The organism is Massilicoli timonensis (assembly GCF_900199515.1).
Taxonomy (GTDB): domain Bacteria; phylum Bacillota_I; class Bacilli_A; order Erysipelotrichales; family Erysipelotrichaceae; genus Massilicoli; species Massilicoli timonensis.
Genome location: NZ_LT963434.1, coordinates 2,018,620 through 2,035,005 on the forward strand (window position 1 = coordinate 2,018,620; position 16,386 = coordinate 2,035,005).

A 16,386-nucleotide genomic window follows, 5' to 3' on the forward strand; every position below is an offset into this window, starting at 1 on the left:
AATAGAAGGAAAGTGCAATTACAGTTACTACTGTTCAGATAGGAAAGTATGGGAAGAAATTGGCTATTTTAATCCAATTCCTGATGAAAAGAGCACTGACAAATAACCTGAAGCACGACATAATAAGCATAGAACAGAAAGGGTGAAATATTATGAAGTTTCCAAACGGTTATGGCTCTATTTCAAAATCTAAAAAGAAAGTACGTAAAAAATATAATGTTCGAGCACCACAAGTCCTGATATATGATAAGAAACAGAATAGGGTAAGAGTTTCCCGCCCATCTCTTGGTTACTATGAAACGTATGGAGAAGCATTAGCAGCATTGGAAGAATACAATTCAAAGAAGGAATTCTATAAGAACCAGAACATTACTTTTGCTGAATTATATGAAAGATGGTCCAGCGGGAAATTTCAATATGTAGGACAGAGATCAGTAGAAACATATGAATATGCCTTTAAGCTTTCCGCACCATTGCATAAAAAGAAAATTTCAAAAATACATTTAAGTGATTTGCAGAATGTTGTTGACAGCTGTGGGAAAAACTATCCAACCTTAAAAATTTTGAAAGTTTTATATAAGCAGATGTTTGAATTTGCATATATGCATGATATTGTAGATAAAAATTTTGCAGTCTGGGTAGATATATTAAGGTATAAGAAAAGAAATCCAAACAAGATGAAGAGAGAGCGTTTCAGTAAGGAAAAAGTGGCAGAAGCATGGGAAAAAGTTGAAAATAAAGGAGATATGACTGTCCTTATGCTTCTTTATACAGGTGTGCGTGTCGGCGAATTATTAAACCTTAAAAAGGAACATGTACATATTGACGAAGGTTATTTTGAAGTTGTACAAAGCAAGACAGAAAATGGAATCAGAGAGGTCCCGATTTGTGATAAAATCATGCCTTTCTTTAAGGAATGGTATTATGATGAAAGCAACAGGTCAGAATATTTAATATTTGATCAAAGAGGTCAGCATATCAAGTATATGGAATATCGCTATATTTACTATAATCCGTTCATCACAAAATTGGATATAGATTTGACGCCTCACTGTTGCAGGCATACGTTTATTTCGATGATGGCTGAAAAGAATATATCACAGACGATTATAAAGAAGATTGTTGGGCATTCAGGTGCAATGACATTGACAGAAAGAGTATATACACATTTTAATGTTCAGGAATTATTGGATGCAGTCAATCAACTTTAAAAAGATAAATAAAGTTAGAAAGTAAATGACACTAGAATTTATAAGAGGAATCTTATGGATTTTAGTGTTTTTTTTATTTTATAGCAAAAGGAAATGATATATTAAAAATCAAATACAATATTGTCATTTCCTTTTCTTTTTATGTGATGATATTTTTATGATTAAATGACTATTTCACTTAAAGTGAATTTCAATAACATTTCTTAAATCTAGCTTTGTTTTTACAATCTGGATCATTTTTGTATCTAGATTAAACTTAGCTACTTTTCCTTCTAGTTGAACATATTGTCCTTTATCATAGTAAACGACGTTAATAATCATTCCATCTTTTATCTGATGGACTTTATAATCTAGTTCAGCCAAGTCATCTTCAGAAAGAATTTTCTTGGGGACAACTATTCTTTCCTGTTCTTTTAAGATTTCCCTAAATCCTTTCAGTGCATCGAAACTTTGAAATATTTGTGCTCTCTGTGCTCTTGTTCTATGCATTGTGGCCACCCACCAAACCGTTGCGTTTTCTTTGCGTTGCTTTATCATAGAAGTTCATTCCTTTTAATACGGCATTTTTTCCATATTTAGAACGAATACTTACAAGTGCTTTTTGTACTCTTTTTTCCTTTTCAATATCATTATAATCTGCAAATAAATCATATTGTTCATATATTTCATCTATAACATTACCAAATGAAATTGCTATTTGTCTGATGGGATAATTTGGATTTACAACCTTTTTATATAATAATTTAAATTCCTCCAGTAAGATATGATAAGAATTTGTTGTGTTCGTTATTTTTCTGCTTCCTCTTGTCGGCTTTATAATATTTTTTGAATATCCAATGAATAATGAAATATGATTTGAAACTAAATGCTTTTCAGTTAGCTGTAATACATTGGTTTCCACCATTTCTTTCATGATTAGGTAAGCATCTTTGTAATTATAGTCTTCAAAGAGTATTTGAGAATTGGAAATAGAATTGGACGAAGGCTTATATGCTTTTATATCGCTTATTTCCGTTGTTTCCTTTCCCCATGAATGATCGATCAAGTACTCTGCATTAACTCCGAATATCTTATATAGTATCTTCTCATCATAATGAGCGACTCCATATAAATCTTTGATACCTAATGATGCAAGACGATTTGCTGTACCGGGACCAATCATCCATACATCAGTGATTGGTGTATGATGCCATATGAGTTGCTTAAATAAATCTTCATCTAAATACCCCATAAAATCCTTAGCATGTTTTGCAGTAATATCTAATGCAACTTTTGCAAGAAATAAATTTGTTCCAATGCCAACAGTTGCAGTAATTCCAGTAACATTATAGATTTCATCAATAATGGTTTTCGCAAGCTGTTTTGCATTCATTTTGTATAATGATAAATATGATGTAATATCTAAAAAAGATTCATCAATGGAATACACATGAATATCTTCACAGGAAACAAATTTTAAAAATATACTATAAATCTTAGCGGAATACTTCATATATAAAGTCATTCTTGGTGTAGCTGTAATGTATTCTATATCTTTTGGTATTTCATATATCCTGCCACGACTTGGTACACCCAATTGTCTAATAGCTGGAGTTGCTGCTAAAGTAATGGCACCGCCTCCACGTGTTGGATCAGCAACAACTAAATTGATTTTGAAAGGGTCTAATCCTCTTTCAACACATTCTACGCTTGCATAGAAACTTTTTAAATCGATACATAAATAAATTTTATTATTCATTAAAATTCCTCCTTGTGATTTCATATTATAGTCCTTTATATTCCTAAAACAATATAGATTTGGGAATTTTGTTTAAACTATTCCCAAAAGATAATATTTTTGGTAAACTATATTTGAGGTGGATTTATATGACATTGAAGGAATTATTGATTCAATATGAAATACAAAACGATAAATCTCATGTTGAAGTTGCTGAAGAAATAGGTATTTCATTATCAACATATTATAGATGGCTTAGTGGGGAGAGCACACATATTAAAAAAACTAAAATTAAAAGATTATCAGAAGTCTTACATTGTGATGTTGAACAGGTTATAGAAGATATGAATAGAGTCAAACCTATTCTTGGTAGAGTAAAAGCAGGCTATGATTTATGGGCTGATCAAGATGTTGAGGGCTATGTAGAAGTAGGGCATGGTGATGCTCAAAATGGTGATTACTTTTTAAGAGTAACAGGAGATTCTATGATTGATTCACATATTTATGAGGGTGATTTAGTATATGTACAGCAATGCAATAGTGTAGAATCGGGTACGATTGCAGTAGTGATGATTGGGGATGAAGTAACCATTAAGATTGTCAAATTTTTATCAGATGGTATTTTATTGGAGGCATCAAATCCAAAATATGACAATAGAAAGTTTACATTCAGTCAAGTTGAAGAACTGCCAGTAAGAATTATAGGTAAAGTAAGGTTTGTTAGAAGGGATTTTATATAAAATCATACTGACTTAAAAATGATTGAATTATTAAGAATAAGTCGCTAAAATTTACATGTATAATTTAATGATGAGAGTATTAAATTGTGGTCTGAGAACATCAGTAAAAATGAAATTATGAAAAAATCTCTCTATTTACGCGTTTTTTTCATGTTCGCAAATATTTATGAAGATCGTGAATTTCTGATAAAAAGTGCTTAGAATTGCTAAAAAGCCATCTACTGACGGAAATTATTATGAAACAAATATGTAGCAATCTGACGTAATTTCTGCGTAAAATCTGGCGTAGCTTTGGCGTAAGATTATGTGATGTAGCATATAACGTAAACATGATATTTTTCTAGAAGAACTAGCTGAATGAAAAATTGATTAAATGGTTAATGAGAATCTGTGCAGGATGATTGACAGGCAGAAAATGATTTGACTGATTAAAAGATTCAGAAAATCTCGTAAAATTAGTTAAAGTCTGATGGCAATGGAAATGGGCATTCAAAGAAACTATATCAACGACTTTGAATATGGGCAGTTAGTTCTATATTTTTAAAAATTAGATAAAGATATGGAAATCGTGATTTATTGAGCAGTAAGTGTGAGAACTTATAATTATGCCAGAATTTTGATACAAATAGGTTATAAAAAAGCTTGCATATTAAATTTGAAATGTATATTTCTAGTTTTTGAATATACAAATATTAATGGATTGAAATCGTCTTTGTATCACTGGATAATTTTTTATTTTACTGTAAGAATGAATAATTTTGATTTAAAGATAAATACAATAAGATTTATTTTATAAAATGCAAATTTTCTGAATCCATTATGATAATTAAAACCAATTCATATGAGAATGAATTGGCGTGATAAATAAATAATAAGATTGATAATATTTTACATGATTATTATCTATTATTTTAAACAAATGTTTTTATAAGACAATCTCAAGTATTAAAAATGATTTGTTTGAACGAGCTGATTTAGTATTTTTTCTACTTCATCAAATCCAGTTGCGCTTTTTACACCATCTGGCACTGTTTTATTTTCTCGATTCATCCATATGCTGTCAATCCCTACCTGATGAGGACATTTAACATCACTTTCTAGAGAATCTCCTATATGAATTACTTCTTCAGATTGTAATCCAGTCTTTTCAAGGGCATATAGAAAAATTTCTTTTCTAGGCTTTGAATATTTTGCTTGTTCACTGGTAATAACTCCCTGAGGATGTAATCCGTGTTTCTTAATGTTTTCAAAAACATAATGATTGTCACTATTTGTTATAAAATAGACATCGAGCTTAGTTTTTTCTAAAAATAAACGGGCATCTTTATAAAGTGCTGAGGTGCACCAATGTTCTTCCATTTTATTTAAAAGTTCTAAACTATTTTTAGAAGAATGAAAATGATCAAGTAAATCATTAAAGTTTTCTAAGGCTATTTCGTGCTGTGTACGAAAGTTCGCACCATTTGCATGTACAACTTTTTCTTTAAATGTTTTCCACCAATAGATGAAAATTTCTTCTGGAGATTTGGCTGTACTATTTTTATAAACGCTTTGAATAACTTCTAACATGATTGGTCCATTTTCATATGCAACTGTCCCATAATAATCCATAAAAAGTGCTTTAATCAAAATTCAATGACCTCCTTGCTTTAACTTGTTTGTAAATAATATAACATCCTTATATAAAGAATTGATTTTCATTACGAACTGTTTTTAATGTACCGAGCATTTGTTCCATTTTCTCTTGAACAGGCATAGGAAGAATACGTGCATGTTCAGGACACACAGCAGTGCAAGCCATACATAGCATACATTTATCTGCATCTGTTTCAACAATCTGATTCTTAATTATAATAGCTCCTGTAGGACATGCTTTTTCACATTTTCCACATAAATGACAAGTTTTAAGTGAAATAGGGGTAACAGGCATACCTTTTGCTTCTTTATATGGATAGTTACCTGGAACTTCCACAGTCGTTTCATCATTTGCTTCAATTTTACTTAATACCTTTTTTGCAAAAACTATAATTTCTTTTTTATCTTGTTCATCAGGTCGTCCTTTTCCAACTTCAGGGGCCATAGAGTGTTGTGCAACGAAAGCAGCGGAAGCAAGAATTTGAAATCCCTGTGCTTTTACAACATTATTTAATTCTAAAAGAGCATCTTCATAAGCTCTATTTCCATAAACAACTAAAGTGACTGCTTTTTTTCCTTTGCCATTTATTTGCTTTAATTGACTTGTTGTAAAATCTGGAATTCTACCTCCGAAAACAGGAACAGCAATAACTGTTAAATCTCCTTGAGGATTTTCTATTTGAGCATCACGTAAACCAAGATTTATTTTTTTGATATTTTTAGATATGCCATTAGAAAATAATTCTCCAACTTTTTTTGTACCACCAGTGGGGCTAAAATAATATAAATATGTTGTGTTAATCATAAACTCTCCTCCTATTGTTATAATGATTATCATGAAAGAAAATTGATTTGTTTTTAAATATCGCCCTCTTTCGGTTGTATTTTTATTTTTTACAACTAAAATTATAACCCTGTTACGTTGTATTGTCAATATTTACAACTTTCATAAAATAAATTATAATTATAAATAATTAGAAAGGAACTGATAGTATGAAACTTAGTACAAAATGTTCAATCGCTTTACATTGTCTCATATTTATCTGTGAATATGAAAATAAATTAAAAGTAACGAGCGAATTGCTTGCAAAAAGTACAGGATGTAATTCAGCAGCCATTAGAAGTATTCAAAATTCATTACAGAAAGCAGGGATTATTACTGTTACACGTGGTATTGGAGGAGCTCATTTAAACAAAAATCCAAAGGAAGTAACAATCTGGGATGTATATCATGCTCTTGAACCTGAAGGATTGGATCATTTTATTGGATTTCATCCACACCCGTCTCGTAAATGCCCTGTTGGAAAAAGAATTTCATCAGTTTTAAAAAAGCCATATAATGAAATTGGAAATTCTGTAAAAAATTCTATGAAGAAAATAACTTTACAACAACTATTAGATGAATATCAAAGTTATGATAATTATGTGACTAAAGAAGAATAATTCTTATTTCTGTCTATACTGTCTGCCATTGCTCGTCTTGAAGTGTAGCGTGTTATGTATTTAACACATTCTTTGGCTTTATTATCCTTTTTTCTTTGCTTAGACGTAGAATCAACAGGAATAGCTAAATCAAGCATAATAACACCTGAAGATATTAGAGCAAAAGAAAAGGTGATAATCAATGATGATTAATCACCCTGTGGACAAAAATATGCATGTAAGATTGTTGATAACCACTTATTTTTGCTTTTTCTATAAATAAAGAGTTTCATAAATTTGGTTAGATTATCTTGGCTTTAGATGCTAAAATGCACATGTATACGATTAATATGCAAGACTAAATCTGTGAAAAGAGTTACTTCTTAGTGCGCAAAATTATAGAGAAAGAGTTGAAGGATAGCGTACGATTGGTGTTTTCTGCAAACGTGCTAAGATGTCCAAAGTGTGTAAAAAAAGCTGTGGGGTGAACGCTGGTCGACGGATTTTTTTTGGAAAATCCATTTAAATAAAGGATTTTGAAGAACACCAAAACGTTAATCGTTGTATTGAGAAGATTAGAGAAGTGTTTAGACTTTGTGAGAAGTTTAGATACTTCTTTTTTTCTTTTGTAATAAAAGGTATAATATGACTATAATTAAATAATGAAGTAAACATTTGTCTGGTAAATAAGATGGAATTAGATTCTTAGGAGGGATCGTTATGGCGAATCAAGTATTTTCTTCTTATAATCCTTTTTTAACATTGGAATATATGCAAACGGAACATGAAAATAAATATTTTGATAGAAAATCGGCAAAAATTAAACCATCTGATTTATCACCTTTAGTATCAGCATTTGCTAATGCAGAAGGTGGTACTATTGTCATTGGAATAAGTGATAAGACATTAGAAATTGAAGGCATCCATCAATATGGTATGGATAAAGCTAATGAATTTATTGCTATTCCTAAAAATGGATGTAAACCCATGCCACAATATAATGAAGAGTTTTTAGATGTTATAAACAGTAAGGGAGAAAAAGATCAATTGTTGTTATTGCATATTCAACCATCTGTTGATCAAATTGTGAGAACAACAAATGATTCTACTTATTTAAGAATTGGTGATAAAACTAAAGAATTAAAAGGAGATGACCTTAGAAATTTAGAGTATTCAAAAAGCACTAGACATTTCGAAGATGAAATAAATAAAGATGCCTTACTTGAAGATTTAGATGAAGAATTAATTAACGATTATAAAGAAAAATTAGATGCAACTCATTTACCAACTGAACAAGTTTTAAAAGCTAGAGCCTTTATTAAAAATAAAGATGGAAATAATTATTTGACAAATGCTGCAGTTCTTTTGTTTGCAAAAAATGTTTCTCAATTTTATCCAAATTGTAGGGTTAGATTTATTCGCTATGATGGAAATTCTGCTCAAGTTGGGACACGAATGAATATTATTAAAGACAAAACTATTGAATGTAATATTCTTAAATTAATTGACGAGGCAAGAATGTTTATTTCATCTCAACTAAGAGAATTTACGGCATTAGATCCATTAACTGGCAAATTTAAAACAGTTCCAGAATATCCAGAATTTTCTTGGTTAGAAGGTTTAGTAAATGCAATAACACATCGTGAATATGGAATGAGTGGAAATTATATATTGGTAACTATGTTCGATGATCGTTTAGAAATTAAAAGTCCTGGAAAATTACCTAATATAGTAACAGTTGAAAATATCAAGGATACTCGTTATGCAAGAAATCCAAGAATTTCAAGAGTATTAACGGATTTTGGCTGGGTAAGAGAATTGAACGAAGGAGTAAAACGTATTTATTCTGATATGGCAGATTTCTTTTTAGATGAACCAGAGTATAGTGAACCTGAATCTGCTGTTAAATTGATATTGAAAAATAATATTATAATGCGCAACATTCGACAAGAAAACCGATTGGAACGCATTTTAACACCAGAAGTGTGGCAACAACTAGATGAATTAGAAAAGTTAATTTTAACTTATTTAGGAAGCAAAAAGACAGTGACAAGATCAGAGTTGTGTACATACACTAATAAAGCACCTAATACTATATCTGCTAGATTAAATCATCTCATTTCATTAAATATTATTAAGCGCAATGGAAGCAAATATGATCCTAAACAGACATATGAAATGAGATAGTTAAAGGAAAAAATGCGAGGTAAATGCGAGGTATTGCGAGGTTAAGTGATATTTTTGTGACTATTGATATATGATAATAAAAAAATAGCTCATTTTTAATGATTGAAGCAGGATATATTTTTTGCGAGGTAAATGCGAGGTATTGCGAGGTTAAATTATGCATGATAATATAACAGTTGTTATAAAATTATCTCAGATGCTTTAGCAATGCAACAAGTAAGCAAAGGCTTCAAAATCCTTATTTTATAAGGTTTTGCAGTTCTCAAAACGTTAATTTATTCGTTTATTCAGAGAAATGCAAAGAAACTCAAATCAAAAAAGTCTTTATTTATCGACTTTTACACGATTTGAGTTTTTTTCTGTTTTATTAAAATAAAAACGGTATGCAACATATTTAGACTCAGTGAGTGTTTAGATACTTCTTTTTTGTTTGAAATCAATGATATAATTATAATATGAAAATAAAATTAATGAGGTGATTTAATGAATATAAAGACAGTACAAGATTTACTTAATATTTTATCAGATATAAAGCAAAATTATGGAGAAAAAAGTGAGTATGGAGGAGTCACTCCAAGTGTTAATGGATCACTCCATCCAGATGCTGATTTTGTTTTTCGCGGATTAAGTAATAAAGATTTTAAATTGATTCCCAAAATTTTTAGAAATGGGTATAATTTATTATCATATGATGAACCATTAGAAAGATTCAAAAAAGAAGCAAATAGTTATCTATATTCAAAGTGCGGAGATGATAAATTATTATGGATGCAATATGCACAACATTTTGGTGTTCCAACTCGTCTACTTGATTTTTCTTCTAACCCATTAGTAGCTTTATATTTTGCATGTAATGGAGATGAAAGTGTTGACGGTTCTCTCTGGATTATAAATGAATTTAGATTTAATTGCCATACTTCTTTTGAATATTGTAAGGCAGAAGGAAAGGGGAGGGATCGAGAAATAGACATACTTCATGACTATTTAGAACAAAGTTCAGAGGATGAGTATAATAAAAATAAGAAAGGTGAACTTCCAATAATTTTTTTCCAAATTATATAGATGATAGAATGAATGCACAATCTAGTAGAATGATGTTATGGCCAATGCATTATAAAGCACTTAACGACTTCATGGATAATGATAGTTATATGAATCCATCTACAAAAGAAGAGGAATATTCTAATAAGAGGTATGCATTTGAAATAATTATTCCAAAGGAAGAAAAAGATAATATTTTATCTCAACTTGATCTTCTAGGAGTAAATGAAAAATCAATATTTCCTGGTTTAGATTCTATTGGAAGGTATACAGATTTTATTTTCAGAAATCAGAAGTAAGAAATTACGATTTAGTGGTTTATATGAAAATAGAAAATAATGATAGTTGGTTAAATTTTATGAAAGGAAGTATATAATGAAAAATATTAATTATATTATTAGTGATATTCATATGTTCATGCACAAATGGTAAAAATGAGCATTTAAATAATACAGAAGATAAAAAAGAAGAAGTATCTTATGAAGAAAAGATATTAGGAACTTGGATTTTCTATTGTAAGGATCCAGGTTTAAATTATGGAAATATATTTTCTAAAGATGGTGCAGTAAATTACTTTAATAAAAAAGGGGAAGACTTGTTTGGAAAATATACAATTGATGAAAATATGATTGTTATTGATGATGTAGTAATTAATTTATTGGAAATAATCTTGAAATGACATATAACGGGTCTACAGTAGCATTAGTACGGGGCCAAAAGAATGAAATAATTAGGAATAATAGTAACAATGAAAGTGAACAATTTCAATCAACAAAAGGATTTAATATTGAAAATGAAAAAGTAGTTACTGATAAAAATATACTCGCAAGATGTTGGACTGTAGCAATCAAAGAAGTTAAAAGTAATTTAAAGTCACCATCTTCTGCTAAATTTCCATTTTCAGCTATAAGCAATGGAGTCGAGATTTTACAAGATCGTAACTATTATTGTGTTCATGGTTGGGTAGAAACTGATAATTCTTTTGGTGCAAAAATTAAAAGCGAATTTATTGTGTTGATTGACTTAGTACAGATAGAGAGGGATTTATGGAAAAAGAAGGTAAAGTATTTGAACAAGTAAATGTTAATAATTGGTGGTATATAAGTATACTTATTATCTGTATAGCATCTATGATTTATGGCATCCAAAATGGAAATAAGATATTAGAAAATTTAGGATATGGTGGAATTGCTTCCACTGTAGTAGCTTGGTGGTTAGATTTCGTTAGTGTAAAACAGAAAAATAAGGAACTAAAAATTGCTCGGTGTTTTTTGTATAATGAATTAGTTAGTTTGATAACATTTGATTTTATTGGTATTGCACAATTTTGTAAGATTTATTTTCTAGAAAGTATAGATCTATCAAGTGACTCACATACTTTCAAAGAATGGCTAAATATATTAGATTCAGAATTTCATAAACTAGAGAATAAAAATAGTTATTTGAGTGATTTTCAAAGTAGAACTAAAAGTAAAGCAGAAATAGTGCTTAAATATTTGAATAAAATTGAGGATGACAGATTTTATTTATATAGAGAACAAATGCTAAACGCTGACCTATGGAGTAAATTGAGAGATATTCAATTTACATATTATGTATTAGCTACTCGAAACATTGATGATAATTATATTGAATATGTTATAACAGCTTACAAAGATCTATGCAGATATCTCGAAGAAATAGGATTTTTAAAATGGATAACTAAAAAACGTTTCCAAGCAACGTATAATGAATGTCTTAAAGTTGGTGAAGATTTTAGTAGATGTTTTTAAAGGTTTTGTAAGAGATTTTGAGATTTATAATCTAAAGTGGAATTAAAGAAGGAGTATTTTATGAGTTTTATTATTGGTATTTGTTATGACGATCAAGCTATTTTAGCAACAGACAGAAGAGTAACAGAAAGATCAGAAATTATTGATGAGAATTACAAGAAATTAGGTGTTATCAATTTAATAAGTGGATTAACATATGTGGGATATGGTGGAAATAAAGATTTAGCAAATAGTATAATGCGTTTACTAAAGAATGTTAATCCATTTCACTTAGGGGCAATTGAAAATTGTATTAAACAAGTTAAACCTTTATTAGATAAAATATTATCAAGCCAAAATATAAAAGGAATATCGAATAAATTTATTTATAAAAATAATTTACTTATATGTTTATTAAGTTATCAATTTCGTTTATAATAGTGAATATGAAAGGACATATATACGAAGAGGTGAAAGATATGTACTTTGCAGAATATATGAAAAAGTTGCGCAAAGATAAGTTATTAACACAATCTGAGATGGCTGATATATTAGGAATTAGTTCTCAAGCTATCAAGATGATTGAGAATGGATCAATAAAATTTCCTAGTAAAGCGGTGCTAGACAAATTATCAGACTATCTAGATAAGTTTCTAGTTGCTGTTGCTTCGGCTATTATCTTTGGGGAAGATGATCATAAATAAGATGAACAAGGATATTTGTCATGTCGCTACTTATCATATAAATATATTAATGGGTGGAATTTAGATGAGGTTCCAATTGAATTGCAGTATAGAACTGAATCAGTTTTATTTTCTGGAAAGATATCTAAGAGAAGAGAGCCAAAGAACACATCAATCATTATTGAATTCAGTGAATTTGTAGGATCAGATGCTGTTGATTTATCGGTTGAGGGTGCATATGATATATTGGCTACTATTATGACTATCGTTGCTCAAAATGAAGAGTCATTTAGAAGAGTAGAGGTATTATTTGATATTAATGATTATCATGATATTAATCCTTTTGATATGTTAGAAAACTTAAAGATATATAGATTACCAACAGATTTGGTTATAGTTTTATTTGACCCAAATACAGGAGCACTTTGCGATGAAGTAGATATGGGAAAAGGAATAAATATCTATAGAAAATAATCTTTATACAAGTACTAAATGAAGGGTAGAAGATAGTATGGTAAAAAGGAGGAGTTGTTATTGAAAGCAACTGATGAAAAAATAGAAATCATTTTGTCTCAGTGGCAAACTTGTGTTGAAATGGCAAATTCTGTTAGTCAACGTAGAGATACAATGAACAATATTTTTATAACATTGAATTTAGCTATTGTTACAGCCATTTCAATAAGCTGGGATATTAAGTCGTTATTTATTCTTATTGCTGGAATAGTTATTAGCGTTATTTGGTTATTGTTTATTAGAAACTATAAGATGCTTAATACAGAAAAATTTAATGTTATCAATGATATTGAAAAGAAATTACCGGTTAAACCTTTCAATGACGAGTGGAACAAGTTAAAAGACAATAAGAAATATAAGGATAGCACTAAATTGGAGAAAACACTTCCTGTAATGTTTACTGTATTATATATTATTGCTATTGGTACTATTTTAATTATCAAATTTTTCACACAAGGAGGAACAGTATGACATATAATATTTTTATCAGCCATTCATGGACTTATGGAGATGCCTATGATAAGTTAACTAATATGCTTAGAGCTAAACCTTATTTTGATTATCGTGATTATTCTGTACCTAAGAATGATCCAATTCACAACGCTCCTTATGCATACCAATTAAAAGAAGCTATTAGAAAACAAATGCAACCTGCTAGTTGCGTTTTAATCATGGCAGGAGTTTATTCAACTTATAGTAAATGGATAAATATTGAAATAGAACTAGCAAGAAGCATGAATAAAAAAATAATAGCAATTGAACCATGGGGGTCTGAAAGAATATCAACTGTTGTAAAAAATGAAGCAGATAGAATTGTGAAATGGAACACAGATTCAATAGTAAATGCAATTAGAGGATATTAATTGAATATAAAAAAACGACTAAACAGAAGGATTTTACTCATGTACGGTCGTTATTCCAAACGATTTGAATTGTTTTGGCAATGCAAAAGTAAGCAACGTGTAACAATATGAGAGAGAAGGAGGGATACTGTGGGGAGAAAAGGAAGATATTATGGAAGAGGTAAAAATAGATATTATAGAAATTCATATGGGGTTAAATATGGTGAAAAAAATTATGGATTGGCAGAAATAGGAATAGGATATTTCATTCTAATAACTATGGTAGTAGCGATACCTATTGCGCTTGCTTATTACTTATTAAAAACAATATTATTATTATTTATACCGATACTTTTTATAGGACTAATCTTATTTATAAGAAAGTTTGATATAAGGACTATATCAACTGTTAGCATTTCTTCTAACTTTCATAAATTTTTTTTAATTATAGATATTATGTTACATAAATATGCTCCATCAATTGTGCTTACGATATTATCTATCTTGTATATTATTTACGGTTACAAGAAATTAATTGCTAATTTATTAATTTACTATTCAGAAATGAAATCTGTTTATGTGATGAAATTAATAATGTTATTTGATTATTCGTCTGTTGATTTCGAATTAATAAAAATATTTTTATTTCATATAATTTATATTTTGATATTTCTATTTTTAACTTTTCTTTTTTTGATATCTGTTTTGATTATAGGTCGACAAACTTTTAGGTTTTTTTCAATCGAAAATAACTTATTATGCTATATCACAAAGCCTGTATGTACGCGTATCATCAAAATTATTAATCTAATTGTATTTATCATATTGATATTAAATTATCCTATAGGGATTTTAACAGGTAGATATATTTTTTTTGATGATTTAGTGGGCAATCTTATAAATTATATATTATGGTAGGGAGAACGTATGGAAAAATTAGAACTTTCGAAAAATGGTTATATTTGTTTAGATGATAACGATATAATTGATATTATGTATGAGAAAAAATATCAGATACCAGTCTCTGAAATTAGAAATATTGAAATAATTAATGGTTTACTCACTAATAAAATCATGATTATAGAAACAAATAGTCAAAAATTAAAAATTAATTTGTTAATGTATAATTTAGCTGAAATCATTACATTAGTTAATTTTATTAGAAGTAAATTAAGTCAACCTGAGATAAAAATTAGCACCGAAAAAAATGGAATAACAGATCGAATGAATTTAATTATATATAGTAAAAATTTAAAAATAAATAAAATGATTAGTTATATAATATCGATATCAGTGCTTATTATCCTTGTATTTGGTGGTTTCTTTGTAAGGATAATAAAGGAAAAAAATGATATAAAACTATACTCAGATAATTCAATAGAAAATAAAGTGGAATCTTTATTTAAAAATTATGTTGGAAAAGAAGGAATGGTTGAACTACAAGAAAATAACATTTCTGATGATATAGGGATAATTTCCATAACTTCTTCATATTCTTCCGAAGATTATCCAAATATCTACGAATTTATTAAAGAAACAGATAAGTTAAATACGAATTACATTGGTTTTATTTATAAGTTAAATGACCAATATATAGATATCAAAGGATACGATCTTGAAATTAATGATAAGATTGTATGGAATGATAGCAATGAATCACAAAAAATAGTAGAATATAATTCAAATAATACATACGGTGAGATTATTGAAATAAAAAATAAGTATGGAAGTCCATTAGGGTATAAAATAAAGGAATATTATACAGGAAATGAAATAATTGTTGAAGATAAAACAATAGAACAAGGATTAGATTATGAATATAAATTTAAAATCGGCGATTTTGTTGAAGTTTATGGATACGTAAATAATAACTACTATATACCTGATGCATATATTACATCATTTCCAAAAGAATTTTTGGAAAATGAAAAAGAATAGTTGCATGAGAATTAAAAGAAACCATTGATAGGTTTTGATGTTTCTTTTTTATGTTTACAATAATTATAAAAGCAGATTTTGAAACATTGGGAAAAATTTCAGAAAAATTAGATGAACTAAAATCGTTTCAACACAAAGAGTTTATGATTAACAAATTATATTTACAAAGATTTACAAGAAATGAATTTGTGGAAAGTTTAGGAGTTCCAGTTTGCCCATACTGTAATAGAAATTTTGTGAATTCTGCTAAAAAAAGAACAATGTGCGATTTAGATCATTTTTATAATAAAGACGAATATCCTTTATTGGCAGTTTCTTTTTACAATCTTGTTCCAGTTTGCCATTCATGTAATCATGCTAAAGGAACAAAAAATATTGATTACTCTCCACATGATAAAAAGTATAAAACAAATGATTTAGTAAATTTTGATTTTTATTTAAGAAGCATGAATTTTTTATATAATTCTAAAGATATAGGAGTAGAAATTGAAGAATCTAAACAATTTGTAAGAAATATAAAAGTACTTAAATTATCTGAAGTATATCAAATACATTCTGATATAGTTCAGGATTGTATAAAAAGGTAATGTAAACTGGAGCGTGGTTTTGGGAAATGACGCTATAAACTAGTGCGTTGGTAATAAGAAGAAAAGCAAATGAAAAATAAGATAAAAAATCTTATAAAAACATTTGCTTTTTATATGTC

The 16,386-nt window shown here is 28.7% G+C and carries 21 protein-coding genes; 17 read left to right on the forward strand and 4 right to left on the reverse strand.

Going from position 1 to position 16,386, the window contains the following annotated elements:
• The first annotated feature begins 152 nt into the window (after window positions 1–152).
• On the forward strand, window positions 153–1,211 hold the full coding sequence (locus tag C1712_RS12155; protein WP_102269566.1) for a tyrosine-type recombinase/integrase: 1,059 nt from the start codon (window positions 153–155) through the stop codon (window positions 1,209–1,211).
• A gap of 174 nt (window positions 1,212–1,385) precedes the next feature.
• On the opposite strand, the gene C1712_RS12160 is transcribed toward C1712_RS12155, so the two are convergent.
• Entirely contained in the window at window positions 1,386–1,700 is a 315-nt protein-coding gene (locus C1712_RS12160) for a YolD-like family protein (protein ID WP_180963184.1), read from the reverse strand.
• Complete coding sequence (locus C1712_RS12165; protein ID WP_102269570.1) at window positions 1,693–2,949, reverse strand: Y-family DNA polymerase; 1,257 nt, start codon at window positions 2,947–2,949, stop codon at window positions 1,693–1,695. Before C1712_RS12165 ends, C1712_RS12160 begins: the two co-directional genes overlap by 8 nt.
• Window positions 2,950–3,077: 128 nt before the next feature.
• On the opposite strand from C1712_RS12165, the gene C1712_RS12170 reads away from it, so the two are divergent.
• Window positions 3,078–3,668, forward strand: a complete 591-nt coding sequence (locus C1712_RS12170; protein ID WP_102269572.1) for a LexA family protein — start codon at window positions 3,078–3,080, stop codon at window positions 3,666–3,668.
• Between the two features lie 945 nt (window positions 3,669–4,613).
• On the opposite strand, the gene C1712_RS12175 is transcribed toward C1712_RS12170, so the two are convergent.
• Both C1712_RS12175 and C1712_RS12180 read right to left on the reverse strand, forming a co-directional pair.
• Entirely contained in the window at window positions 4,614–5,297 is a 684-nt protein-coding gene (locus C1712_RS12175; protein ID WP_102269573.1) for an HAD family hydrolase, read from the reverse strand.
• Window positions 5,298–5,346: 49 nt separating this feature from the next.
• Window positions 5,347–6,108, reverse strand: a complete 762-nt coding sequence (locus C1712_RS12180; protein ID WP_102269575.1) for a 4Fe-4S binding protein — start codon at window positions 6,106–6,108, stop codon at window positions 5,347–5,349.
• A gap of 188 nt (window positions 6,109–6,296) precedes the next feature.
• Between C1712_RS12180 and C1712_RS12185 the strand changes: the two genes are divergently transcribed.
• From C1712_RS12185 to C1712_RS12255, 15 genes are all read left to right on the forward strand, one after another.
• Entirely contained in the window at window positions 6,297–6,746 is a 450-nt protein-coding gene (locus C1712_RS12185) for an Rrf2 family transcriptional regulator (protein WP_102269577.1), read from the forward strand.
• Window positions 6,747–7,445: 699 nt separating this feature from the next.
• Entirely contained in the window at window positions 7,446–8,912 is a 1,467-nt protein-coding gene (locus C1712_RS12190; RefSeq protein WP_102269578.1) for an ATP-binding protein, read from the forward strand.
• A gap of 483 nt (window positions 8,913–9,395) precedes the next feature.
• Window positions 9,396–9,974, forward strand: a complete 579-nt coding sequence (locus C1712_RS12195) for an FRG domain-containing protein (RefSeq protein WP_102269580.1) — start codon at window positions 9,396–9,398, stop codon at window positions 9,972–9,974.
• 71 nt (window positions 9,975–10,045) lie between these two features.
• On the forward strand, window positions 10,046–10,252 hold the full coding sequence (locus C1712_RS12200; protein ID WP_180963185.1) for a hypothetical protein: 207 nt from the start codon (window positions 10,046–10,048) through the stop codon (window positions 10,250–10,252).
• Between the two features lie 101 nt (window positions 10,253–10,353).
• Window positions 10,354–10,632 carry a hypothetical protein gene (locus C1712_RS12820; protein WP_102269585.1) on the forward strand — a complete coding sequence of 93 codons (279 nt, stop codon included), beginning with the start codon at window positions 10,354–10,356 and terminating at the stop codon, window positions 10,630–10,632.
• Complete coding sequence (locus C1712_RS12210; RefSeq protein WP_102269587.1) at window positions 10,629–11,033, forward strand: hypothetical protein; 405 nt, start codon at window positions 10,629–10,631, stop codon at window positions 11,031–11,033. The genes C1712_RS12820 and C1712_RS12210 overlap by 4 nt, the downstream gene beginning before the upstream one ends.
• On the forward strand, window positions 11,000–11,725 hold the full coding sequence (locus C1712_RS12215; protein ID WP_102269589.1) for a hypothetical protein: 726 nt from the start codon (window positions 11,000–11,002) through the stop codon (window positions 11,723–11,725). The genes C1712_RS12210 and C1712_RS12215 overlap by 34 nt, the downstream gene beginning before the upstream one ends.
• Before the next feature lie 60 nt (window positions 11,726–11,785).
• Window positions 11,786–12,142 carry an Ntn hydrolase family protein gene (locus C1712_RS12220; RefSeq protein ID WP_102269591.1) on the forward strand — a complete coding sequence of 119 codons (357 nt, stop codon included), beginning with the start codon at window positions 11,786–11,788 and terminating at the stop codon, window positions 12,140–12,142.
• Between the two features lie 41 nt (window positions 12,143–12,183).
• Window positions 12,184–12,408, forward strand: coding sequence for a helix-turn-helix domain-containing protein (locus C1712_RS12225; RefSeq protein ID WP_180963186.1), 225 nt, complete (start codon window positions 12,184–12,186; stop codon window positions 12,406–12,408).
• A gap of 81 nt (window positions 12,409–12,489) precedes the next feature.
• Window positions 12,490–12,861, forward strand: a complete 372-nt coding sequence (locus tag C1712_RS12230) for a hypothetical protein (RefSeq protein ID WP_102269594.1) — start codon at window positions 12,490–12,492, stop codon at window positions 12,859–12,861.
• Between the two features lie 60 nt (window positions 12,862–12,921).
• Window positions 12,922–13,371 (forward strand): RipA family octameric membrane protein, encoded by a 450-nt coding sequence (locus tag C1712_RS12235; RefSeq protein ID WP_102269596.1) that lies wholly within the window; start codon window positions 12,922–12,924, stop codon window positions 13,369–13,371.
• On the forward strand, window positions 13,368–13,763 hold the full coding sequence (locus tag C1712_RS12240) for a TIR domain-containing protein (RefSeq protein ID WP_102269598.1): 396 nt from the start codon (window positions 13,368–13,370) through the stop codon (window positions 13,761–13,763). Before C1712_RS12235 ends, C1712_RS12240 begins: the two co-directional genes overlap by 4 nt.
• A 129-nt stretch (window positions 13,764–13,892) precedes the next feature.
• Window positions 13,893–14,660 (forward strand): hypothetical protein, encoded by a 768-nt coding sequence (locus tag C1712_RS12245; RefSeq protein ID WP_102269600.1) that lies wholly within the window; start codon window positions 13,893–13,895, stop codon window positions 14,658–14,660.
• Between the two features lie 9 nt (window positions 14,661–14,669).
• On the forward strand, window positions 14,670–15,680 hold the full coding sequence (locus C1712_RS12250) for a hypothetical protein (RefSeq protein ID WP_102269602.1): 1,011 nt from the start codon (window positions 14,670–14,672) through the stop codon (window positions 15,678–15,680).
• Window positions 15,681–15,730: 50 nt separating this feature from the next.
• On the forward strand, window positions 15,731–16,267 hold the full coding sequence (locus tag C1712_RS12255; RefSeq protein ID WP_102269604.1) for a hypothetical protein: 537 nt from the start codon (window positions 15,731–15,733) through the stop codon (window positions 16,265–16,267).
• Window positions 16,268–16,386: the final 119 nt, after the last annotated feature.